Source organism: Limibacillus sp. MBR-115 (genome assembly GCF_040549425.1).
In the GTDB taxonomy this organism is placed as follows: domain Bacteria; phylum Pseudomonadota; class Alphaproteobacteria; order Kiloniellales; family CECT-8803; genus Limibacillus; species Limibacillus halophilus.
Genome location: NZ_JBEPTJ010000003.1, coordinates 132,007 through 151,227 on the forward strand (window position 1 = coordinate 132,007; position 19,221 = coordinate 151,227).

Consider the following 19,221-nt stretch of genomic DNA (forward strand, 5'->3'; position numbering starts at 1 on the left):
CCTCTTAACAGTCCGCATTATCGGTGGTGCAGACCGCAAAGGAGCTTGCACCAACGATGGCTCCGTCAGGGCGTTCCAGCCGCATGTAGAGGCGGTTTTGCAGAATGTTGAGCGGGATCGACTGACCCTGCCCCCGCAGACGGACGCGGAAGCTGCGGAGCGACTCATCCTCCGGCGTGGCCGGGTCGTCGGTCAGATCGACGGTTTGACGATTGACATCCCGGTCCACCGCACAGCTCGTTGCGCCGATGGGAATGATGCAGGTATCGATCGCCACCGGCAGCGTCGGGCGCGGGTCGTCCAGGACCGATTCGATCACCAGGTCCACCACACCGCCGACATTGACGTTGCGGATCGCCCCGAAGCCGTTGGTGTTACCGGTGTTTAACGGTACCTGGGCCCGGTTGCCGATGGGGCTGAAGAGGATCGTCGCCACCGCACGCGGTCCCGGCGCCGCCTCGGAGGTCAGCAGCAATGTGTTGAACTCCGACAGCACCTGAGATTCCCCGTTGTCGCAAACCACCTGCAGGTCCATCCGCGTCGGCGGGAAGGTCTCGTTGGGCTGCATCGAGAAGAACCACGTTTGACCGGACACACCCGAGGGCAGGTCCATCGGTTCGTTGGGCTGCAACAGATTGCGTCCCGCATCCCACCAAGAGAAAGGCTGCGCAAAGAACGTGCCGTTGAAGGGCGTCGCCAGTTCTACCCGGCAACCGGTCATCGCCGTATTCGGGCGGTGGCCGATGTTGAAGAAGCCGGTCATGGGCGGGCTGCCCGGTGCGATATCGACCGCGAAAGCCGCCGGGAAGATGGCCGTGCCCGGCTTCTGGTCGGGCAAGAGGTTATCGCGATCGATATCCTCGCCGTAGACCATGATGCCCATGGCCGCCGTCCCGGTCGCACCGTCGCTGGAAGTCACCGCGACCTCGATGCGGCAGTCGCTGTTGGCGTCGGCCGGTGTACCGCCCGGCAGGTCATAGCTGTTGATCGGCGCGGTCCAGGTGAAGGTCGCCCCCGTCCCCGTGGCCGGCGTACCGTCGCTGTCCCTCAAATCCTGCGGGCGTGCACCAGGGAAACCATCTTCAGCCTGCGCGCAAGTCGCCGTCCAGGCGTAGCCGGTGATGCCATTCCCCACCAGATCGGTGACGTCGACATTGAAGCCCGTGGTGCCGCCGGAATCCACCGCCAGGGCATCTGGCAGAACCACGGCCGTCAAACGGTTCTCCTCATAGATCGTCACGCTCTCGCTGGGCGACTCATCGCCCGCGCCCGTCTCGGCACCACCACGCGCCGTTACCGAGGCGGACACATCCCCCGTCACCGCTGCCGGGTCGCCCGTGAAGACCAACCCACCCGCCGCCGTCACCGGCAGAACAAGGTTGGCGCTTTCGCCCGGCGCCAATCCGGGTGTAAGTTGCCAAACGGCGCCGGTCCAGCTGCCGTCACCCGTCGCTGCGCCGTCCAACTGGAACAGCCCGCCAAAATCAGGCGTAATCTCGATACCGCCGACGAAGTTGCCGCCAACCGAGTTGCTCACGGTCAAGGTCACCGTCGTATCGCTCTCTTGATCCAGCAGCGGATTCTTCCCAATAACCTGCGTCACCGTTAGATCGCTGTTCTGATTTTCCGGCAGCACATCAATCTCAATGTCCCGAACAGTGCCACCAGTCGCAGAGGATACGGCCGCGTTTAAGGTGCAGGACACCAGCCCGGAGGTCGCGTTCACCGGAGCGGTCCATTGAGGATTAGACGCGCTGACGTCGCTGAAGCTCCCGCCGCAATCGCTGGTCCAATAGTAGGTCAGCCCAGTTGGATCAGAAGTCACGTCCAAACTAAGGTTTGAGATCTCCGCAGAAAGAACCGGATTTGGTGTCGCGGTAATAGCGGGGTCGCCGAAGGTGATTCCCGGATCGAAGCGCGGTGTGACCGTTACAAAAGATATATTGTTGGCGCTGACGAGGTCGAAAAGCAGTATCGGCGGCATTCCAGCGCTCAAAAATACCAGATCTGCAATAAAAACCTGCTCCGTCGAGGTCATTACCCGCGCAGCTACCTGCAAGGTCGCCACACTGGTCAATTCACTTATGGTCCATAGGCCTAGATCAAACACACCATCACCTGTGGCGCTCTCTATCTCGAAGCCATTAGGCAAGGCGACAACGACCAACGCCTCATCAGGCGCGATTGCTCCAAGTAGTTCAGCGGTAATGGTAAATGTAACAAGACTACCGGGTAGCGGGTTCGCTACATCGACACTTGCCTGAATGGCCACATCAGTTTCGTCACCTGCCGCAGGATCAGGCAGCAAATGCGCCTGAAGGCCTTCCGCCTCACCTGTTGCAAAAGGTGCGGACATATCGACGGACAGATTACAGGTTTGAAGCTGCGCAGTGTTGTTGATGCCGCTCGCCCAGATCGTGCTCCGGCTTTGCAGGTCCGCAAAGCTGTGTCCGCCAAGATCAGGCTGTGCCGGACAATCGGCAGACCAAAGATAGTCGATGCCTAGCTCCAAGGCGTCTTCAGCATGGGAAATTACACGGAAGTCGCCTTGCAAGACGCGGCTCTGCGGCACGATAGTCGCCGGAATCGTGCTGGTGATCGTGTTCGCCGCCAGCGAAGTCACCTGCGTCCGGCTGACGTCATTACCACTGTTTGCGTCGCCTTCGACCGTACCGTTCAGCGACGCTTCATTTTCAAGGAGCCCCAATTCATCCAGCGATACCAGGAATCGGGCAACCGCGGTCTCCCCTGCCGCAATCGCGGGAACCAGCAATTCGCTGCTGTCTGCGTCAAAGCTGCCGGCACCTATCAATTGAAGGAAGGTAAAGCCGGTCGCACGCGGATCGGCGGAGAGATCGCCAAGCGGTTCGAGTTGGACACTGACTCCGGTCGCATCGATGATTGAATTGTTGGTCAGGGTCAGTGTGAAGAGTGCGGTGTCCCCCAAAAGAGCCATGTGGCGATCCACCTCCAACCGCAGGCTGATATCCGGCGTGGTGATATCTGTCGGCAAAAGAGTGACTTGCTTGGTGAGTTGCAATGGCTCGGCGCCGTCGGCGGTCAAATCCACGGTCAGGGTGCAACCGGCGTTAGCGCCCGCCAGATTATTTGTCGGAGATGTCCAGTTGGTCTGTTGCCCAACGGCAGGATCGAACGCACCGACCCCCAAGCCGCCGCAGTCGCTACTCGACCACGTGGCTGTGACGCCGCGCCCAAGCAGGTCCTCAGCTTCAACCGAAAGAGCGAACAACCCCTGCCCAACCAGAGAATCTGGGTTCGCGACAATATCCTGCAACACCTCAATGGCATTGCCCGGAATGACAGTCACGGTCCTGAAGGCGCTATCATTGAGCGGGTTGACGTCAACGCCCGGCGCATCAAGACCAGCCAGCTCCGCAAGGTTTACGAAGAACCCCTCACGCACGGCCTGAGCTTGAAGCTGAATGCTGACCGTCTGCCCTACGGAAAGCAGCGGAATCGTCCAGGTATCCGTTGTGGTATCGAATTCTGGCGGAAGGGTGCCCGTTTGCAGCAGCAGACCTGCGGGCAGGACATCGCGGATAGCTACATTACTGGCATCCGCACCGCCATTGTTGCTCGCCGAGAGCGTGAATGTGGCGATTTCCCCCTTGGCCAGAAGGTCGCGGTCAACAGTCATGGCCAGAGAGATATCCGGGTCGGCAAGTCCCTCAGGCAGAACGACGATCTGGATGCTTTCCTGTAGGGCGCTTGCACCGTCAGCCGACAGGTTGACCGTTAAGGTGCAAAGAGCATTAGCGCCCGCGCCAGAGATATTCTCGGGCGCCGTCCAGATCGGGTCTTGGATGCTGGTGGAACTGAATGAACCGTCATCCGCTGCGTTGCCGTCGGCACAACTCGCCGTCCAAGCGTAGCTCAATCCGGCCCCAAGGGCATCGAAAGCGGTTAGGTCAAGTTGCACCAGACGTTGCTCGCCGGCGGTCGCCATGCCGACAATCAATGACGTGGGCGTTGCTGTTAGATCGGAGACGTGAATCCGATTCTGCGCGCCGACCTCGATGATGGAAGTACGGCTGTCGTTGTTCGGATTCTGATCGCCATTGCCGTCGGCTGCCACGACCGAGGTCACGCTCGCGGTGTTGACGACACTTCCCGGGAAGAGAACGTCAGCGGTGATCAGCAGAGATTTCTCTTCTCCAAGCGCCAAGGCGCCCACAGCCCATGTACCGATCCCATCGTCATAGGCTCCACCGGCGTCATCGGACACAAAGCCGAGTTTGCCTGGCAGCAAATCTGTAACCGTAACGTCGGTCGCCGCAACAGGGCCGTTATTCCGGATCGTGACCGTATAGGTGATCTGATCGCCAATGAAGGTAGAAGCCTTCGACGGCGAGTTAGCTTTGAGTGAGATATCCGCCCCCGCCGCTCCATCATGCAGAACGGTTGCCGTGACCAAACCCGTAACCGGTTGGCTGCCGTCCGCCGAGACAGTTATCTGGAAGTCACAACTTTGCGGCGTGCCGGTGGTGTTCACCGGCCCTTCCCAATCCGTCGCAGCTTCGCCCGGCGAGGCAAGAATGCCGCTGTCGATGCCACCAGTACAACCAAGCAGTGTCCACGCATGGGTAAGGGGTCGCCCGATCTCGTCGATCGCAGTCACACTCAGATTGAGCGTACGATCCTGCGGGGTTGAGCCAACGGCACCCAATATCGTGTCCGGATCTGCATTCGGGCCCGCTGTGATCTGGATAACGTTCTCGTCAACGATCGACAGACTTGTCGTCACGCTGTTGTCGTCCAGCAACGGATCGTTCTCGATCGCCGCAGCCGCTGCCTCGATTTTCACCAAGCGCGGCGTTTGAACCGTCCCGCCAAGTGCATCGACCACCGCATTTATCGTGAAGTTCACTGTTGAGCCATCGCCGGGAATTGGTGCGGGAACGCTCCAGGTCGTGCCGTCGAAGTTCGGATCGTCGCTGGTGCCGGTGACCGTGAACCCGGTCCCCGGCAACTGCAGTGTAATCTCGGCGCCGTTTGCATCACTCGGACCGAAATTGGTCAGGCTGAAATCTATGGTCAGCGTCTCCCCATCAACCAGCGTCGTGAAATTCGGGATACCCTGAAGAACCAGGAAGACATCGTCCGGGTCGGTGCCATTGGGCAGAACCGGGATATCAACGGTTGCCAGCGACGGCAACGTGGAACCGTCGCTGGAAGTCGCATCTGCTGTCAGACTGCAAACCACAACCTGACCGGTCTGATTGTCCGGCGGCGTCCAGTCGACGACAGCTTGATCGGCTACGTCAAACGCCCCGTGATTACCGCCAAACTCCGCTGGACAGGCCGCACTCCAAGTATAGGTTGCCGGGTCCCCCAGAGTGGTCATGACATCCACGCTGACCGTCGTGCTATTGATCCCATCACCTGCCAAGCTCGCAGGATTGGCTAGGATGCCGTCCAAAGTGACTTCGTTGCGGTTGGCAACCGTCAGGGCGACTGCTGCCATGTCATCCAGGGCATTAGTGTCGTTTTCACCCAAAAGATCAGTGCGGAAAGTGGCTTCGATGTTGATGGTCGTGCTGTTTCCCGGCGCTACAGCCGAGCCTTCGACAGTCAACTGCAGAACTTGGCTCTCACCAGGCAGCAAGGTGCCAACGGCCCACTCACCAGTCCCGGCGGTGTAACTACCCGGTACCGGCGCGATCAAGGTCAGGCCCGCAGGGATCGGAATATCGACCTGAACGCCGGTCGCATTGATCACCCCTTGGTTCATCACCTCAAAGGTCAGCAGCCCCCTGTCCTCGGCTGTTCCCGGGCCTGGAGCCACGACTATGGCCGACGGAGCCACCTCGGCCGTCAAGGCCACATTCGTATCGACCGTCGGGTTGACGGTGATATCCACCATGGTTTCCGCTGTGCCCGAAATACCGTCGGATCCCGGCGCATCAAGGTCAACCATCAAGGCGCAGATATCCTGGGCTCCGGTCGTGTTGGCGGGCGACGTCCAAACTACCTCTGCCGCCGTGCTTGAGGGCGCAAAGCTGCCATTGCTCGCAAACCCCGGACAAGCCGCCGTCCAACGGTACGACACGCCCAACCCGTCAACATCGTGGGCAACGATCGACAGTTGGCTCGTTTCGCCTCCGATCAAGACCGCCGGGTTCGCTGCGATTGGATCATCGATGACGATCTGGTTGTCTCCCAGAATGTCGAAAAGCAGCGATGTCGGGTCATTGGACCCCGGGCCGGTATTCGGGTCAGTCGGCGTCACCTGGGTCACGCTCGCCGTGATTGAACCTGTCCCCGGAACGGCACCGGCACCGCTGGCCGCGATCGGCAGTTCGAGCGTGAGCACTTCACCCACGCCAAGGCCTGGAACGCTCCAGTCGCCACTGTCATATGTTCCGCCCGACAAAGTGGGTGCGCCGGTCGCCGCTAGCTCATCGCTAAGCGCAAGAGAGACCGTGACGTCCGTCGCGGCTTCGGGGCCGTTATTCTCCAGCCGGACGGTGGCCGATGACACCTCACCAACGAATAGTGCCGTATCCAGCGAGGTTACGCGCAGATCGATATCGGCGCCGACCGCGCCGGCGGGGAGCAAGGTGACCGGCACTGTACGGGTTGAGACAATCTGGCCGAACAGCGCATCCGTCACAGTGACATCAACCCGCAATGAGCAGACTACCGTTTCGGCAGTGCCATTGAAGGGCGATTCCCAGGACGGTTCGCCTGCGGTCACATCACTGAAGTTGCCGCTGCCGGGCAAAGACGGACAGATAGCCTGCCAAGCATAGCTCGTATTGCTGCTGGAAACTGCGTCATCTACCGTCAACATCAAACGGCTCACACCCTCGCCTACATGGCTGTTAGGTGATGCAAAGGGACCGGATATATCCAGCAGGTTCTCCGGAATGACCGACACCACCACTTGCGCGGTCTCTTTCCCTGGGTTCGGATCGGCTTGATCAACGGCGCTGACAAAGGCCGTGTTCGGCAATTGACCATTTGCGCCGTCACCCGCACCGGGGACGGATTCAGCGCGCGCAATTACATCGACAAACAGTTCCGCGCTAGCGCCCACTTCAAGATCGCCAACGGTCCAGATTCCTCCGTTATAGCTACCCTGCTCGGCCAATGCCGTGGTCTGGACAAACCCGGGATTGAGCACATCCGTGACTGCCAGGTTAGTCGCCTTTGCAGGTCCTTCATTGGTCACGCGAACCGAGAACCTCAGGCTTTCGCCGGGCAGCACCACCTGCTTGTCACTTTGCTTGAGTACAACCAGTTCCGAGCCCAAAGCATCGCTTGGCAATATATCAATGATCAGCCGTCCCTGCGCTTCTGCACGCTCGACCGGGTCATCGCCGTCGTCGATATCGACGGTCAGGGTGCAAGTTTGCTTTAGCGCACCATCCGCCGCAGGGCCGATGTTCGGCGATGTCCAATTCGCTGTCGCCAGGGTTGGTGCAAGGAAAGCACCGCTGCCGCCGGATGGTAGACAGCTCTCCACCGCCCATTGGTAATTTAGTGGATTCCCTCCCAAAAGATCATGCGCCACGACGGAAACCGAAATCGTGCCACCGCCAATAAGGCTGTTCGAGCTGGCAAAGATGCTGTCGATCGTGATGATGTTTTCCGGCACAACCGACACTGTCGCCAAGGAAACATCATTGTCCGGCACCGGATCAGCTTGATCCGCGGCCGCCACGATGAGACTGATGTCCTGCGTTCCCTCGCCAATGGCCAACGCCGTCACAGTCAAGGTTTTCGTCGACGATGCAAAGACATTGCCGACGGACCAGTTGTACACCCCATTACCCTGGGCGCTGAGGTTCGCCGGATCGTCGGAATCCAGGAATTGCAAGCCAGGCGGCAAGTCAAACGAGACCTCCACGCCTGATGCATTGTCGAGCAGGCTATTGTTGGAGACCGGCACCGTCACCAGGACCGTATCGCCGAACTCGTAGGCTTGGCGATCTGTGGCCACTGCTGTCGAGAGATCGACACCACTGGTATTCGGGTTCAATACCGGCACAACCAAATCGACAGAGATAGGCAGCTGTGCACCTTGAACGGATGCCTCGACGGATAGCAAACAGTCGTAGTCTATAGTCGGATCCGTGTTCTCCGCTGAACTCCAAACCGGCTCTCTAAGCGATATATCGTCGAAAGAACCATGGCCTCCCAACTCAACCGCGCAAGCGGCATCCCAGAGATAGGTGATGGGACGCTCCAGGCGATCGCGCACCTCGAAGTTCAACAGTGCGACATCGGTCATACCGATCACGCTCGCCGGCGATGCTACAGGTCGCCGCACAAGTTCGAGCGTGTTGTCATCGATCACTTCAAGGATTGACGCGAAGATATCGTTCGCGCTGTTGGGGTCTGGCACATCCGACGCAACACGCCGGACTTGCAGGGCCTTTGCGCCCAGCCGCTCAGGATTGACGATAGGATCAACTGCCTCTACGTCGATCGTGAGGTCCAGCGTGGCGACGTCCCCATTGCCCAGTGCACTGATCTGCCAGAGTCCGGTCGCGGGATCAAAGCTGCGGCTTGCATGATCGACAGCCCAGTTCCCCGGCGCAACGGCAAAACCCGTCGGCAGCAGAACGCGTGCGACAACGCCGTCAGACCCTATAATACCAAGGTTCTCCGCCACCGCTTGCAGCTGGAAGCTTTCTCCCAGGACCACGCCGTTGGGGGCGCCGACCAAGCTGACTTCGATGTCCGCAACTGGAAGAGTTTCCACGGTGACATTGGCGGTAGCGCTGGATTCCGCACTACCAGCCACACTACCGGTGATCGTCAGGCTGCACCCTTGATTTACCCCAGTATGGTTTTCGGGCGCAGTCCAATCGACGGTGATCACGCGCGGATTTCCACCAGGCGCGATTTCACCGATGACGGGGTCGAAACTCCCGGCAACCGGCAAACCGGCACAGACCTCGGTCATTGTGAAGGGGATCGGGTCCGTGAAGTTCGTTGTTGTCGCTTCAACGGTGAGCGTCGTCATCCCACCAGACACAATGCTTATCGGGTCCGCAGTCAGAGTGAACGCCAGCGTTTGCGTTTCCTCAATGGTGATATCCGCGCCGTCGGAATCGTCTGCCGCATTGTTGTCAATGACTTCCGCCGCCGCGATGCTCGCAAGGTTCCCGGACCCGCTATAAACCCCAGCAGCAGTGGCACGCAAAGACACGACCAGCGTTGCATTTCCGCCCGCCGGAATGTCACCAACCTGCCATGCGCCACCGGCCGTATCGAACACCCCTTGGCTGATCGCTTCAATCTGCCGGTCGTCGAAACCCGCGGCATGGAAGCTATCCTGCACCACAACATCCTTGGCGATTTCGGTCGGGGAATTGTTTGTCACCACGATCGTGAACTCGGGACGCGAGAGCACAACGACCGGGCTCGCGTTGACTGTCTTGGAAAGCGACAGGTTCAATGTCGGGATGCTGTCGACCTCAACCCGCACCGTAGAACTTTCAGCCTGTCCTGCGGTCGGCGTAGCCAAAACCGTCAGGTCACAGAACTGCTGCGCGCCCGTATCGTTGTGCGGCGCGGTCCAAAGCGGCATTTGCGCGGTGTTGTTACCGTCAACAAAGAAACCGTTGCCCGCAAGGTTCACGTTGCAAGAAGCGCTCCAACTGTAGCTGGCGACAGGGAAACCAAACGCATCAATCGCCGTGGCGCTTAGTTGCGTGGTCCCCTCGCTCTCCACCGGGTCCGGTAGAGCCGATGCCGTTTGAGTGAAAGAGGCCTTGTTCTCTGCCAGCACATCGACGCTGACAACGCCGTTGTTGTTGCCCCCAAGCGGGTCGCTGGCCATGCCGTCGCTCACCGTCGAATCGATGATAACCGTCCGAGCCTGTCCGGCGGAGCCGCCGACATCGCCACGGAACGTCATGGTAATCGTTCGCCGCCCAACCAAGGGATCAAGCGGATCGAAATCCAAGGCGCCCGGTAGCCAGCGGCCAAGGCCGATGTTTGAGTTGTAGGAGAAGTCCTGATTGAGCGTAGCGCCCTCAACCGACACGAAGGTCAAGCCATCGACGGGCAACACATCAATATCTACTTGCGTTTGATTGACGTTGGCAGGTCCGCCGTTCCGCACCTCTAGAGTAACGGTCACATCCTCGCCACTGAAAACCGCTGCAGGCGTCCGCGTCACCAGTAACGACAGATCGGCCTCCGGTTCGGCGATAACACCCACATCAGTCCTGCGAGAGGCACTGCCCAAATTGGTGGCCGTCGCCAAGGAATAGAAAGCGCAGTCCTGTTGGATCGCCGTCGTATTGGCAGGCGCGGTCCAGGTTACATCGCGCGAATTGTTGCCGAGTCCATCCTCGGGCGTTCCATCGGCGAAGGCGCCGTTACCACCCAAAGGTGTCGGGCAAAATGCGAACCACTCATATGAAATGAAACTCCCTTCAAGCGAGGCCATCACCGTTGCATTGGCATTCTGGCGCGGCCGCACCGGGTTCGGCAGCACGGACGGCAAGCTGTTGAAGAAGATACTGTCCAGCCCGAAGCCCTCTACGGACTTAACGTCGCTATCATTATTGGGGTTCGGGTCGGCCTGGCTCGATGTGCCAAGGGATGCCGTTGTGAACGAAAGAATGTCTTCCGCAATCATCCTGACCTTGACGGACAAGACGCGGCTTTGATCCCGATCCAGATTGTCGATGGTCCAGACCGCAGCCACAGGATCGAAGCTGTCCCCGCCCAGCCCGTCGAAAGTTATGCTGTCAGCCAAGGCCCCGGCGGGCAAAGATACCGATACTTGCACATTGTCCGCGCTGATGGCGTCGGGCCCGTTGTTCCTGGCCGTTACTATCAGATCGAAGAAGGAACCAACCTGCACCGCGGTATCGGACACACGCAAATCGATGCTGATGTCCGATCCAGCCGTCGAGGGGTGCAGCACCGTGACCGGCAAACTGCCAATGACCGGATCCGCACCGCCGGCACCGTCGTCAATCGTTACCTGGAGCGTGCAAAGCGCAGGGCCAAAGTCCGCAACGTTGTATTGAGGCGAGATCCAAATGGGGTCTTCGAGCGTGTTGTCCTCCACGCCACCGGCGGTGGTGAAACGACCACTATCGCCGAGCGCACAGGCGCTATCGTCCCAAACATAGGTTAACGGCGCGCCCAGCAAGCTGCTGGCGGTCAAGGTTACGGCATAGTTCCCCTGGAAAAGTGCGCTGTCGGGTACCGCCAGCAGGTCCTCGATATTGATACGGTCCTGATCGATGATCGAAATGCGGATAGGACCGGAGAAGTTGTTGCCGTAGTCCGGCTCGACTAGCGCGGTTTCCAACTGTCCGGCCAGCAGATAGTTGCCCAATCCCACTGGATCGCTTGTCGCGACTGCATCGATTTCCAGTGTCGTGGAGGCTCCTTCATTCAACGTACCGGTGGGGAACCACTCACCCGCCTGGGTGACAAATGCATCAACAGGCACGGCCGATTCCAAGTCCAGCTGCAATTCGTCAGGCAAGGACAGCCGGGCTGTGAGGGAACCAATGGATTCCAGGTTTACCAAACCGGGACCGTTGTTGCTAACGGTCAAGCGCAGCCGTGCGCGGCCGCCCAGAAGAACCGCTTTATCCAAGACCTCCAGCGATAAGGCCAGATCGACGTCCGGTTGCTCGGCAACACGGATTGAGTAAGACAAACTAACATCGTTGGCTGTGACACCTGCGCCCACTGTCACGTCAAGTACGCAACTCAAAACCGCCGGAAACTCATCCGGGACAAAAAGCGGCGCTGTCCAGATCGGCTCAACGGCGCTGGCGTCGTCAAAGCTGCCAAGACTAACACCGTCCGTACAGGATTGCGTCCACTGGAAGGTCATGGGACGCCCCAGGGAATTGCTCGCCTCCAGGCCCAGGAAACGTCCCTGGCCTTGTGACACAAGCGCCTGCACCGCAATGGGGATTGTATCCCAATCAATGAAAAGGGAGGGTTCCTGCAAAATCGAAACCCGGTTTACCAGATAACGCTCCAGCGTAGCGGACGCTGGCATTGCGCCATCCGGGTCGGCCGGCGTCGCGCTCACCAGAGTGGCCGTCGCGGTCTGCAAATCGCTGCCTTCCGGATCAGGATTGCCGAAGTTGTTCGTATTGATGTCAACGGTGATGGTTAGAGTCGCGACAGCCGAAGGATTGAGCGAGGTTAACTGCCAAACCCCTGCTTCGCCGGGCGTCCCACCGGGCGTAAAAGCGCCATTCCCAACCAAGGTATGAGACGCGTAGTCCACGCCACCCGGGAGCACCACGTCGATCTGCAGATTGCTGCCGGGCGTATGGCTCAAGTTGACGATGTTGAACTCATACTGAGCCTGCTCGCCGACGCCGCCCAGGACACGGTCGCTTCCGGCTTCGACAAGGGATTCGGCCGAAGCCGTCAAACCGTAGTTCGTAAAGGGCCCTGGATGTTCCAAAACCGTGAACGCCGAGCCGTTCTGCTCGTCCGGCCACCAAAGCGACCGCGCATTGCCTTCAACGTTCATTTCAACCCGAACGGAGCAGATTTGATCTGTGCCCGAAAGGTTATAAGGCGCGCGCCAGTCCCATTGCGCACTGGTTGGGTCCGAAAATTCAAAACTGCCGTCGAACGGTACAAGCTCGTCAGAAAGATTCGGGCAATCCACAACCCAATTGTAGTTGATCGGACGGCTTAGCGCGTCCTGCGCGGTAACCTGTGTTCGCGCAAGGCCGTTCGACGGCACCGGCTGCGGGAACAGACCGAACAGCTCACCGGAATCGACCGTGATCGGATGCGTGGAGAGAACCGCCATATTGGCCGTGACACTACTATTCGCCGGGAACGGATCCGGCAACTCACCCACGACGCTGGCGGTCAAATCATGATCGCCCGCTTGCAAGCCTTCGACCATGAAGGCCAACGTCGCCTCCTCGCTGCTGACGGCTGGCGGCAACGTCCAGGTTAAGGACGGTTCGTCGAAAGCACCAACCGACGGAACGAACTCACCCGGCACGAAACTGTATCCTGGCCCTGGCGGCACGATTGAGACCACGGCATTCGCAATCGAACCGCTGTTGGCGCGCAGGGTCATCGTAACGGTTTCCGTTTCGGTCAGGAAAATCTGCTGATCTCCCAACTCCAGCGCAAGGTCGGCGCCGGCGGGAACAAGCAGAGTGATCGCTGCGGTGTTATTGGCCGCGTTACTGTCGAACTCAGCCAAACGAAGCAGCGCTGCGTTTACCGCGATCTCCTGATCGGAAAAGGAGTTCCTAACCGTGATGATGTAGCTTTCGCTCGCTCCGGCAGGCAGTTGGTCAAGCCGAAGCTGACCACTGCCCACGTCATAACTCCAACCTGCCGAACCAGAGCCGGACTCGAATACAAGACCTACACCCTGTTGCTCGCCGGGCAAAGGTACATTTACGACGATGTTGTTTGCCGCCGAGTCGTCCGTGGTGTTTGTGAGGGAAACAGTGAGATCAAAAACCTCACCCGGCTCCGGTTGGAATGTGCTCGCATCCAACTGAACCGCCACATCTGTCGTGACGTTCAAGCGACGGAAACCTGCCTGGTGCCACTCACCATAGCTCTCGCCCCTAGCCAGCGGACGCCGCATGGCCAGGCCAATCAGGCCATCGTTCACGACCGCAAGATCATTGCCGCGATCGAACCCATCGATCACGCCTTGCCCATCCTCAATCGGGAAGTTGCCGAGAACACGAAGTGCATAACCGCGGTCGAATAGGCCATCCTTGTTTATGTCCGTATGCAGGCCGCTGGCAGCGTCGATTTGATCGATATTGACGCCCGGCGTGCAGTGCCGGCCGCCAGGTATGCTTTGAATCTCGAAATGCCCACAAACGTCATAGCTGACTAGGAAGGTACCGGCGCCCGGATAAAAAACCACATGCGGGTTGTCGGCATTGTGCAACGGCGAGGCCGCACCGGGTCCAGGCGTATAGACGATATCCCCTTCGTAAGGTCTTGATATCCTTCGGATTGGCGTTGTAAAAACGCCGCTGGTGGAGAGAATACGACCATAGATTTCCGTTTGACCGTTATCCGGCGCAAAGTTCTTACCAGCCCGGCGGCCTGCCCAAACCAGTAGATAGCGGTCTCCTGCACTGTCGTATGCGAGATCCGGCTCAAAAGCAGTACGCGTGCTTACCTCGCCAACCGGGGCAATGAAGGCATTTGGGAAAGATCCTTCCTTTGGGCGCTTCGTCAAAATGATCGACGTTTCGTCTGGCTCTTCGTCAATAATAGCGAGATGGCCGCGGCCATCAGCGCCGCCGGCAAGAGGCAACAAACTCGCGGCGTCTACTTTGCTGAAGTGAACGCGGCTGTGCAGCGTTTCGGAACCGTCGTAGTCAAGCTGCCCCGGCACCGGCTCGCCAATGTCCCAAGCCAGTCCCAGTTCTGCATCACCGGCCCCGGGAACAATCGTGACGCGGCCGACGCGTTGGTCCACGGCACCAGCACCGCCGGCCAATACGACCCCATATTGATGGTCGGAAATCAGCGAAGCTACACCGCCATTAACCCCAAGGCGCCCGGCAAAGACCTCATCTACCGGTAGCGCAATGGGATCACCTGCCGTAGGCCGTCCAGCCAAGGCGAAGGCAAAATCGTTAAATGCACTCAAGTAAGTAACCGACGGGCGGAAGGTACTGCTGTAGGCCGTGGTGTCCAATCCTTGCGGGTTCGCGCCCGCCGCAACCTGAAAGGCTGCGCCGCTTCTGTTTGCCGGGTCATAAGTCGCATCGCCCGCGAGCACCCGATAGCGCGCGGTCTTGGGAACCATGGGGTCCAACGTGTCCCCTTCCACCGCCGCAATCTCGGTCCAGGCCAAAAGATATGTATCATCCTGCGGATTGTAGGCTATGGCCGGATGCCGGGCGCTGAGGTTGAGACTGTCGTCCAGCGTCCAGGTCAAACGAGTCAGATCGGCGAAGCCATCCGCATCTCGGTCCAAGGGTTGGCCGGTAAAGGCGTCAATCCGCGCCGCGTAGAGTTCATAAACATCAGGCGCATCAGCCGTACTGGTCGCTGGGTCCTTGGCCTTGAATCGGATTTCCAGTACCTCCAGAAATTCGTGGCGGACCGAATTGTAGGCGATGGCGATATCGCTGATCTCATCGCTGACCAATTGCAGCTGCGGATTGAGCGGCGAGAGGAAAACGATCGATTCCGGCGCAAAAAACGGGCTGGGATTCCCACTGCCGTCGACATTGTCCGGGATGGCTTTCACAAACCCGTAGCCGACCGGCGGTATTTCATCAATCTTGCGATCGAACAGAGCCTTTGCCGAGCCGCCGGCTGGACCGAAGGTCAAGTCCAGCGAAGCACTGTCGTTGGCCGGTTCGCTGTCGTCACTGTCGGCACTGCTTGCCACGGCGCTAAAACTCGCCGCCCCGCTATTGCTGCGGCCAAAAATCGAGAGCCTCATGGTCGCCGATTGCCCGGCTTCTAGGGCATTAATCTGCCATCTCGTGGAACTGGGTAATGCGCCGAGTGAAAACCCTCCTAGTTCCGTCCCTTGAACACTTCCGCTCGAAATCTCCAGATCGTTCAGGAGCACACTCTGGTCCAATGACAGATCGAGGTTGATGCCGAACATCGGCTCTGCGCCCAGGTTCGTGACGGTCAGAACCGGCTCAACCCATTCGCCCTGCGCCAGGCTTACTGACGGGTTATCCCAGGAAACGGCAAGATCCCCGAGCGACCGCTGAGCATTCAAGGTTACCGAGAAGCGGTTGCTGCCTGCCGAAACGTCTGGATCAACAGCTTGTCCGTAGAGGCCGCGACTGTTCCCGAGAGCCCATACGGAAATGCTATGTGACGTCACCGCAGTGGTGGGCTTGATAGTGATTGCGGCGCTGGATACTCCGCCGTTGAAGTTGTCGGTTCTGAAAAATTCCGGGTCCGATTGGACAGTCGAGAAAGCGTCGGGCGGTGGAAACGCTCCGGTCGGGTAGTGCGGGAACAAGACATCATCGCCAAATAGAGCGACGACCGTCAGCGAATCATCATTCAACCCGTCCTGCCCCACTCCGGGATCATCTGGCCCGCTGCTTGTGATGGTCCTGCGCAAAATCAGGTGTTCACCGACGAACACCTGCTGCCCGTCTAGCACCGGTGTTCCATTCAAAGCACGAACCAAAGAAGAGGCCTCAACACCTGGCGGTAGGCTGACTGCTGGCGTGTTGACGTTTATGTCTGCGATCAAGGTCGGCGGCGCGGTAAGCGTAATGGACACAGCCGCCTGATCGTTGCTTGGGTCGGGATCGGAAAGGGGCTTACCCTCAACGTCAGTAGCATCGGCGAGACTGGCGACGAGATCCAGTAGGCCCGATTGGTCGGATTTCAGGCGAATTCGTTGCGAGGCGACAAATGTATAAACGGTACCGCCGCCGCCATCGTCGATCGCCCCCAGCTGGAAGTTCTCCAGGCTCCAGATGTTGGTCGCAGGATCATAATTTGGCGAGGCATCCTGCCCAAAAGGTAGGGAGACACCTGGCGGCAAGGGTAAATTTACGCGTGCGCTCGCCGGCATGGACGTTTGTGAAACGAGAACTGCCGTCAGCAGCACTGTAAATTCTTGATTTTGGTCCAGCGACCCAGCAAAGGTTAACGGCTCGACAATTTCCAGCCCAATGGCAAGGTCTGCCTGCCTCTCGACAATGCTTATCGATCGGCTGGCGAAGTCATTTGCCGCATCGGGGTCAGCAGGCGTGCTGGCGTTGCGCGTAATATCGAAAATCTGATCTGCCGCTGGAGTTGAACCAGCCGTAAGCGTGATCTGTAGAGTCGCTCTACCACCAGCAGCTATAGAGGGAACACTCCATTGTCCGTTGCTAAAGGTTCCCACGCCCAGTCCTATGACAGGATTCGTGAAGGTTGGCGGAATCGTTACGTCAAAAACTGCATTGCTTGCCGCTTCAGTCGACGAGAGGTTGTCGGCGATCAAGGTCACGCTCACCTGCCCCTCAGTCGGGATCTGCGTGGTGTTACTTGAAAGGCTCACGCTTAAATCAGCGCTGGCCGTGGTCGTGACGGTGCCGTTGGCGCTATTATTCGTGCTGTTGGGATCCGCCTGCCCCTCATCGTTCACACCATTGTATGTTGCGGTCAGCGTTAGCGGACCCGGGGCGGCCGGGTCGGTAGCGAAGCGAGCCGTGATCGCACGCAGAGCGCCCGTTGGCCAGGAATTGATATTCCAGCGTTTCTGGCCCGTACCTGGATCGGTGACGATCGAACCGCTGCCGCCGGGCTCCGCTTGCACAAAGGTCAAACCGGCAGGAATTGTCAGGTCAATGAAAGTGTTGTTCAGCGTTGGCCCGCCGTGGTTGGTTGCATTCAGGGTGAAGAGCACCTCTTGCCCAGCAAGCAGCGTCGTGGCGTCCGGCGTGACCGAATCCACAGAGATATCGCCGGGCTGAGCCACCGTGTTGACGGTTCGCTCGAATTTGTTGCTGGCATCGCTCAAATCAGGATCGGAGACGGGCAGCGACGCAAACTCGGCGGAAACGGTGGTGTTCGACACAGCAGAAGTTGCCCGCATGCGCAATTCGAACTGAACCACCTCGTCGACGGCGATATCGCGCTCGATGCGAAACTGGTTCGTCGCGGCGTCGTAGAAGAAATTGGGCTGACCGAAGACGAGGCCTTGCTCAATGGTGAACCCCGCCGGAACGGTGGGGGCGACGACCAGAGGAAACTCCGCCGACGCCGTTGCCACTTCGGGCCCGAGGTTATGAACCTTCATGAAGAGGGAAACTTCATCTCCCAGGTTCACGGAATTGCCATCAAACAAGAAGGGCTGACCGGCTGCCGTCAGGTTACGCAAAAAGGTCTTCGAGCCATTATTCGGAGACGTGAAGGTTAGGTCGGCACTAGGCCCCACCGTGTTGACGGTTCGCTGGAACGTGTTGCTGGCATCGCTCAAATCGGGATCGGAAACGGGCAGGGCCGCAAAGACAGTTGAGACAGTGGTGTTTGCCACGACCGAAGTTGCCCGGATTCGAACTTCCACCTGCACCTTCTCGTCGATAGCAATATCGCGCTCGATGCGGAACTGGTTCGTGCCGCCGTCGTAAAAGAAGTTGGGTTGGCCGAAGACAAGCCCCTGCTCAATCGTGAATCCGGCCGGAATGGTCGGCGCGATAACCAGCGGAAACGCCGCCGAGGCCGCTGCAATCTCAGGTCCGAGGTTGTGAATCTTGATGAAGAGGCTGAGCTCATCCCCAAGGTTTACCAAAGCGCCATCGGTCAGGAAGGGTTGGCCCGGCGCTGTCAGATTGCGCAGGAAGGTCTTTGAGCCGGAGATTGGAGAATTGAAGGTCAGATCGGCAGAGGGCCCAACGATGTTGACCGACCGGCTGAAGCTGTTGTTGTTGCCCCTGCTATCAGGAACAGGCGCGCTGCTGATTTGCGCCGTGAAGTTCGTCCCCGTCGAGACCGCCGAAGCGTAGAAGCGATACTGAAACTGCACCACTTCATTGAAGGCCACCGTCCGTTCAATCCGGAACTGCTTGTTCGCCGCGTCATAGACAACGCCGGGATCGCCGTTATTGCTGGCGGTTTTGAGCGTAAAGTTCGCGGGATGAGGTGCCTGGATGATGATGGGGCTGGAAGGCGTTGCCGCGACGGCATCGGGTCCTTGGTTATGCACCTTGATCAGGAATTGGACCTCGTCGCCGGCATTGACCGTATCGTTGGCATCGTTGATGAAAGCGCCGGTCGTAAAATTTCGAACGAAGGTAACTTTCGTATTGTCATCCGAAACAAGCGCGAGATCCGCCGACTGCGCCCGCGCATCAGTAACCCCTGTTGCGGCATAGAGTACGGCCGCCAGCCCCAACAACAACAATAGTGTTCGTGACATTGCAGACGAAAGAAGTGCTTGCATCAAACTGGCCCCCAGTTATCGTCAGTCGCCCATCAGTTCTGTCCATGCCGATGTAGGCGGATTTGCCGACCGATTCTTCTTCCGGAATGCGTAGTCGCGCACTAACCTTGCTAGAGCTATTTTCTCCCTATTAACGGCAAAACGATATGAGGTGTTTGTCGTATTTTGTACAACAACTGGATTGCGATAATGGTCGCAAAGGCCCGTGAATGACCTAATTCCAAAGCACTAAGCTATTGAGCTAAGAAGCTCCGGCAAATAGCCTTGTTTACGCCTGCAATCGATGAAGTTGGGACCATCGACGCACGAGGCAACGGCTAGGAAATCAGGGTCCA

General features: G+C 58.7%; 1 protein-coding gene. It reads right to left on the bottom strand.

Annotated elements, in window-relative coordinates:
• Window positions 1-4: 4 nt before the first annotated feature.
• Window positions 5-18,886: a hypothetical protein gene (locus ABIE63_RS07420; RefSeq protein ID WP_354503794.1), complete on the bottom strand. Its 18,882-nt coding sequence runs from the start codon at window positions 18,884-18,886 to the stop codon at window positions 5-7.
• Window positions 18,887-19,221 lie beyond the last annotated feature (335 nt).

Excerpts from the sequence above, each read along its gene's own strand:
- ABIE63_RS07420 (WP_354503794.1), bottom strand. The coding sequence starts at position 18,886 with ATGCAAGCACTTCTTTCGTCTGCAATGTCACGAACACTATTGTTGTTG.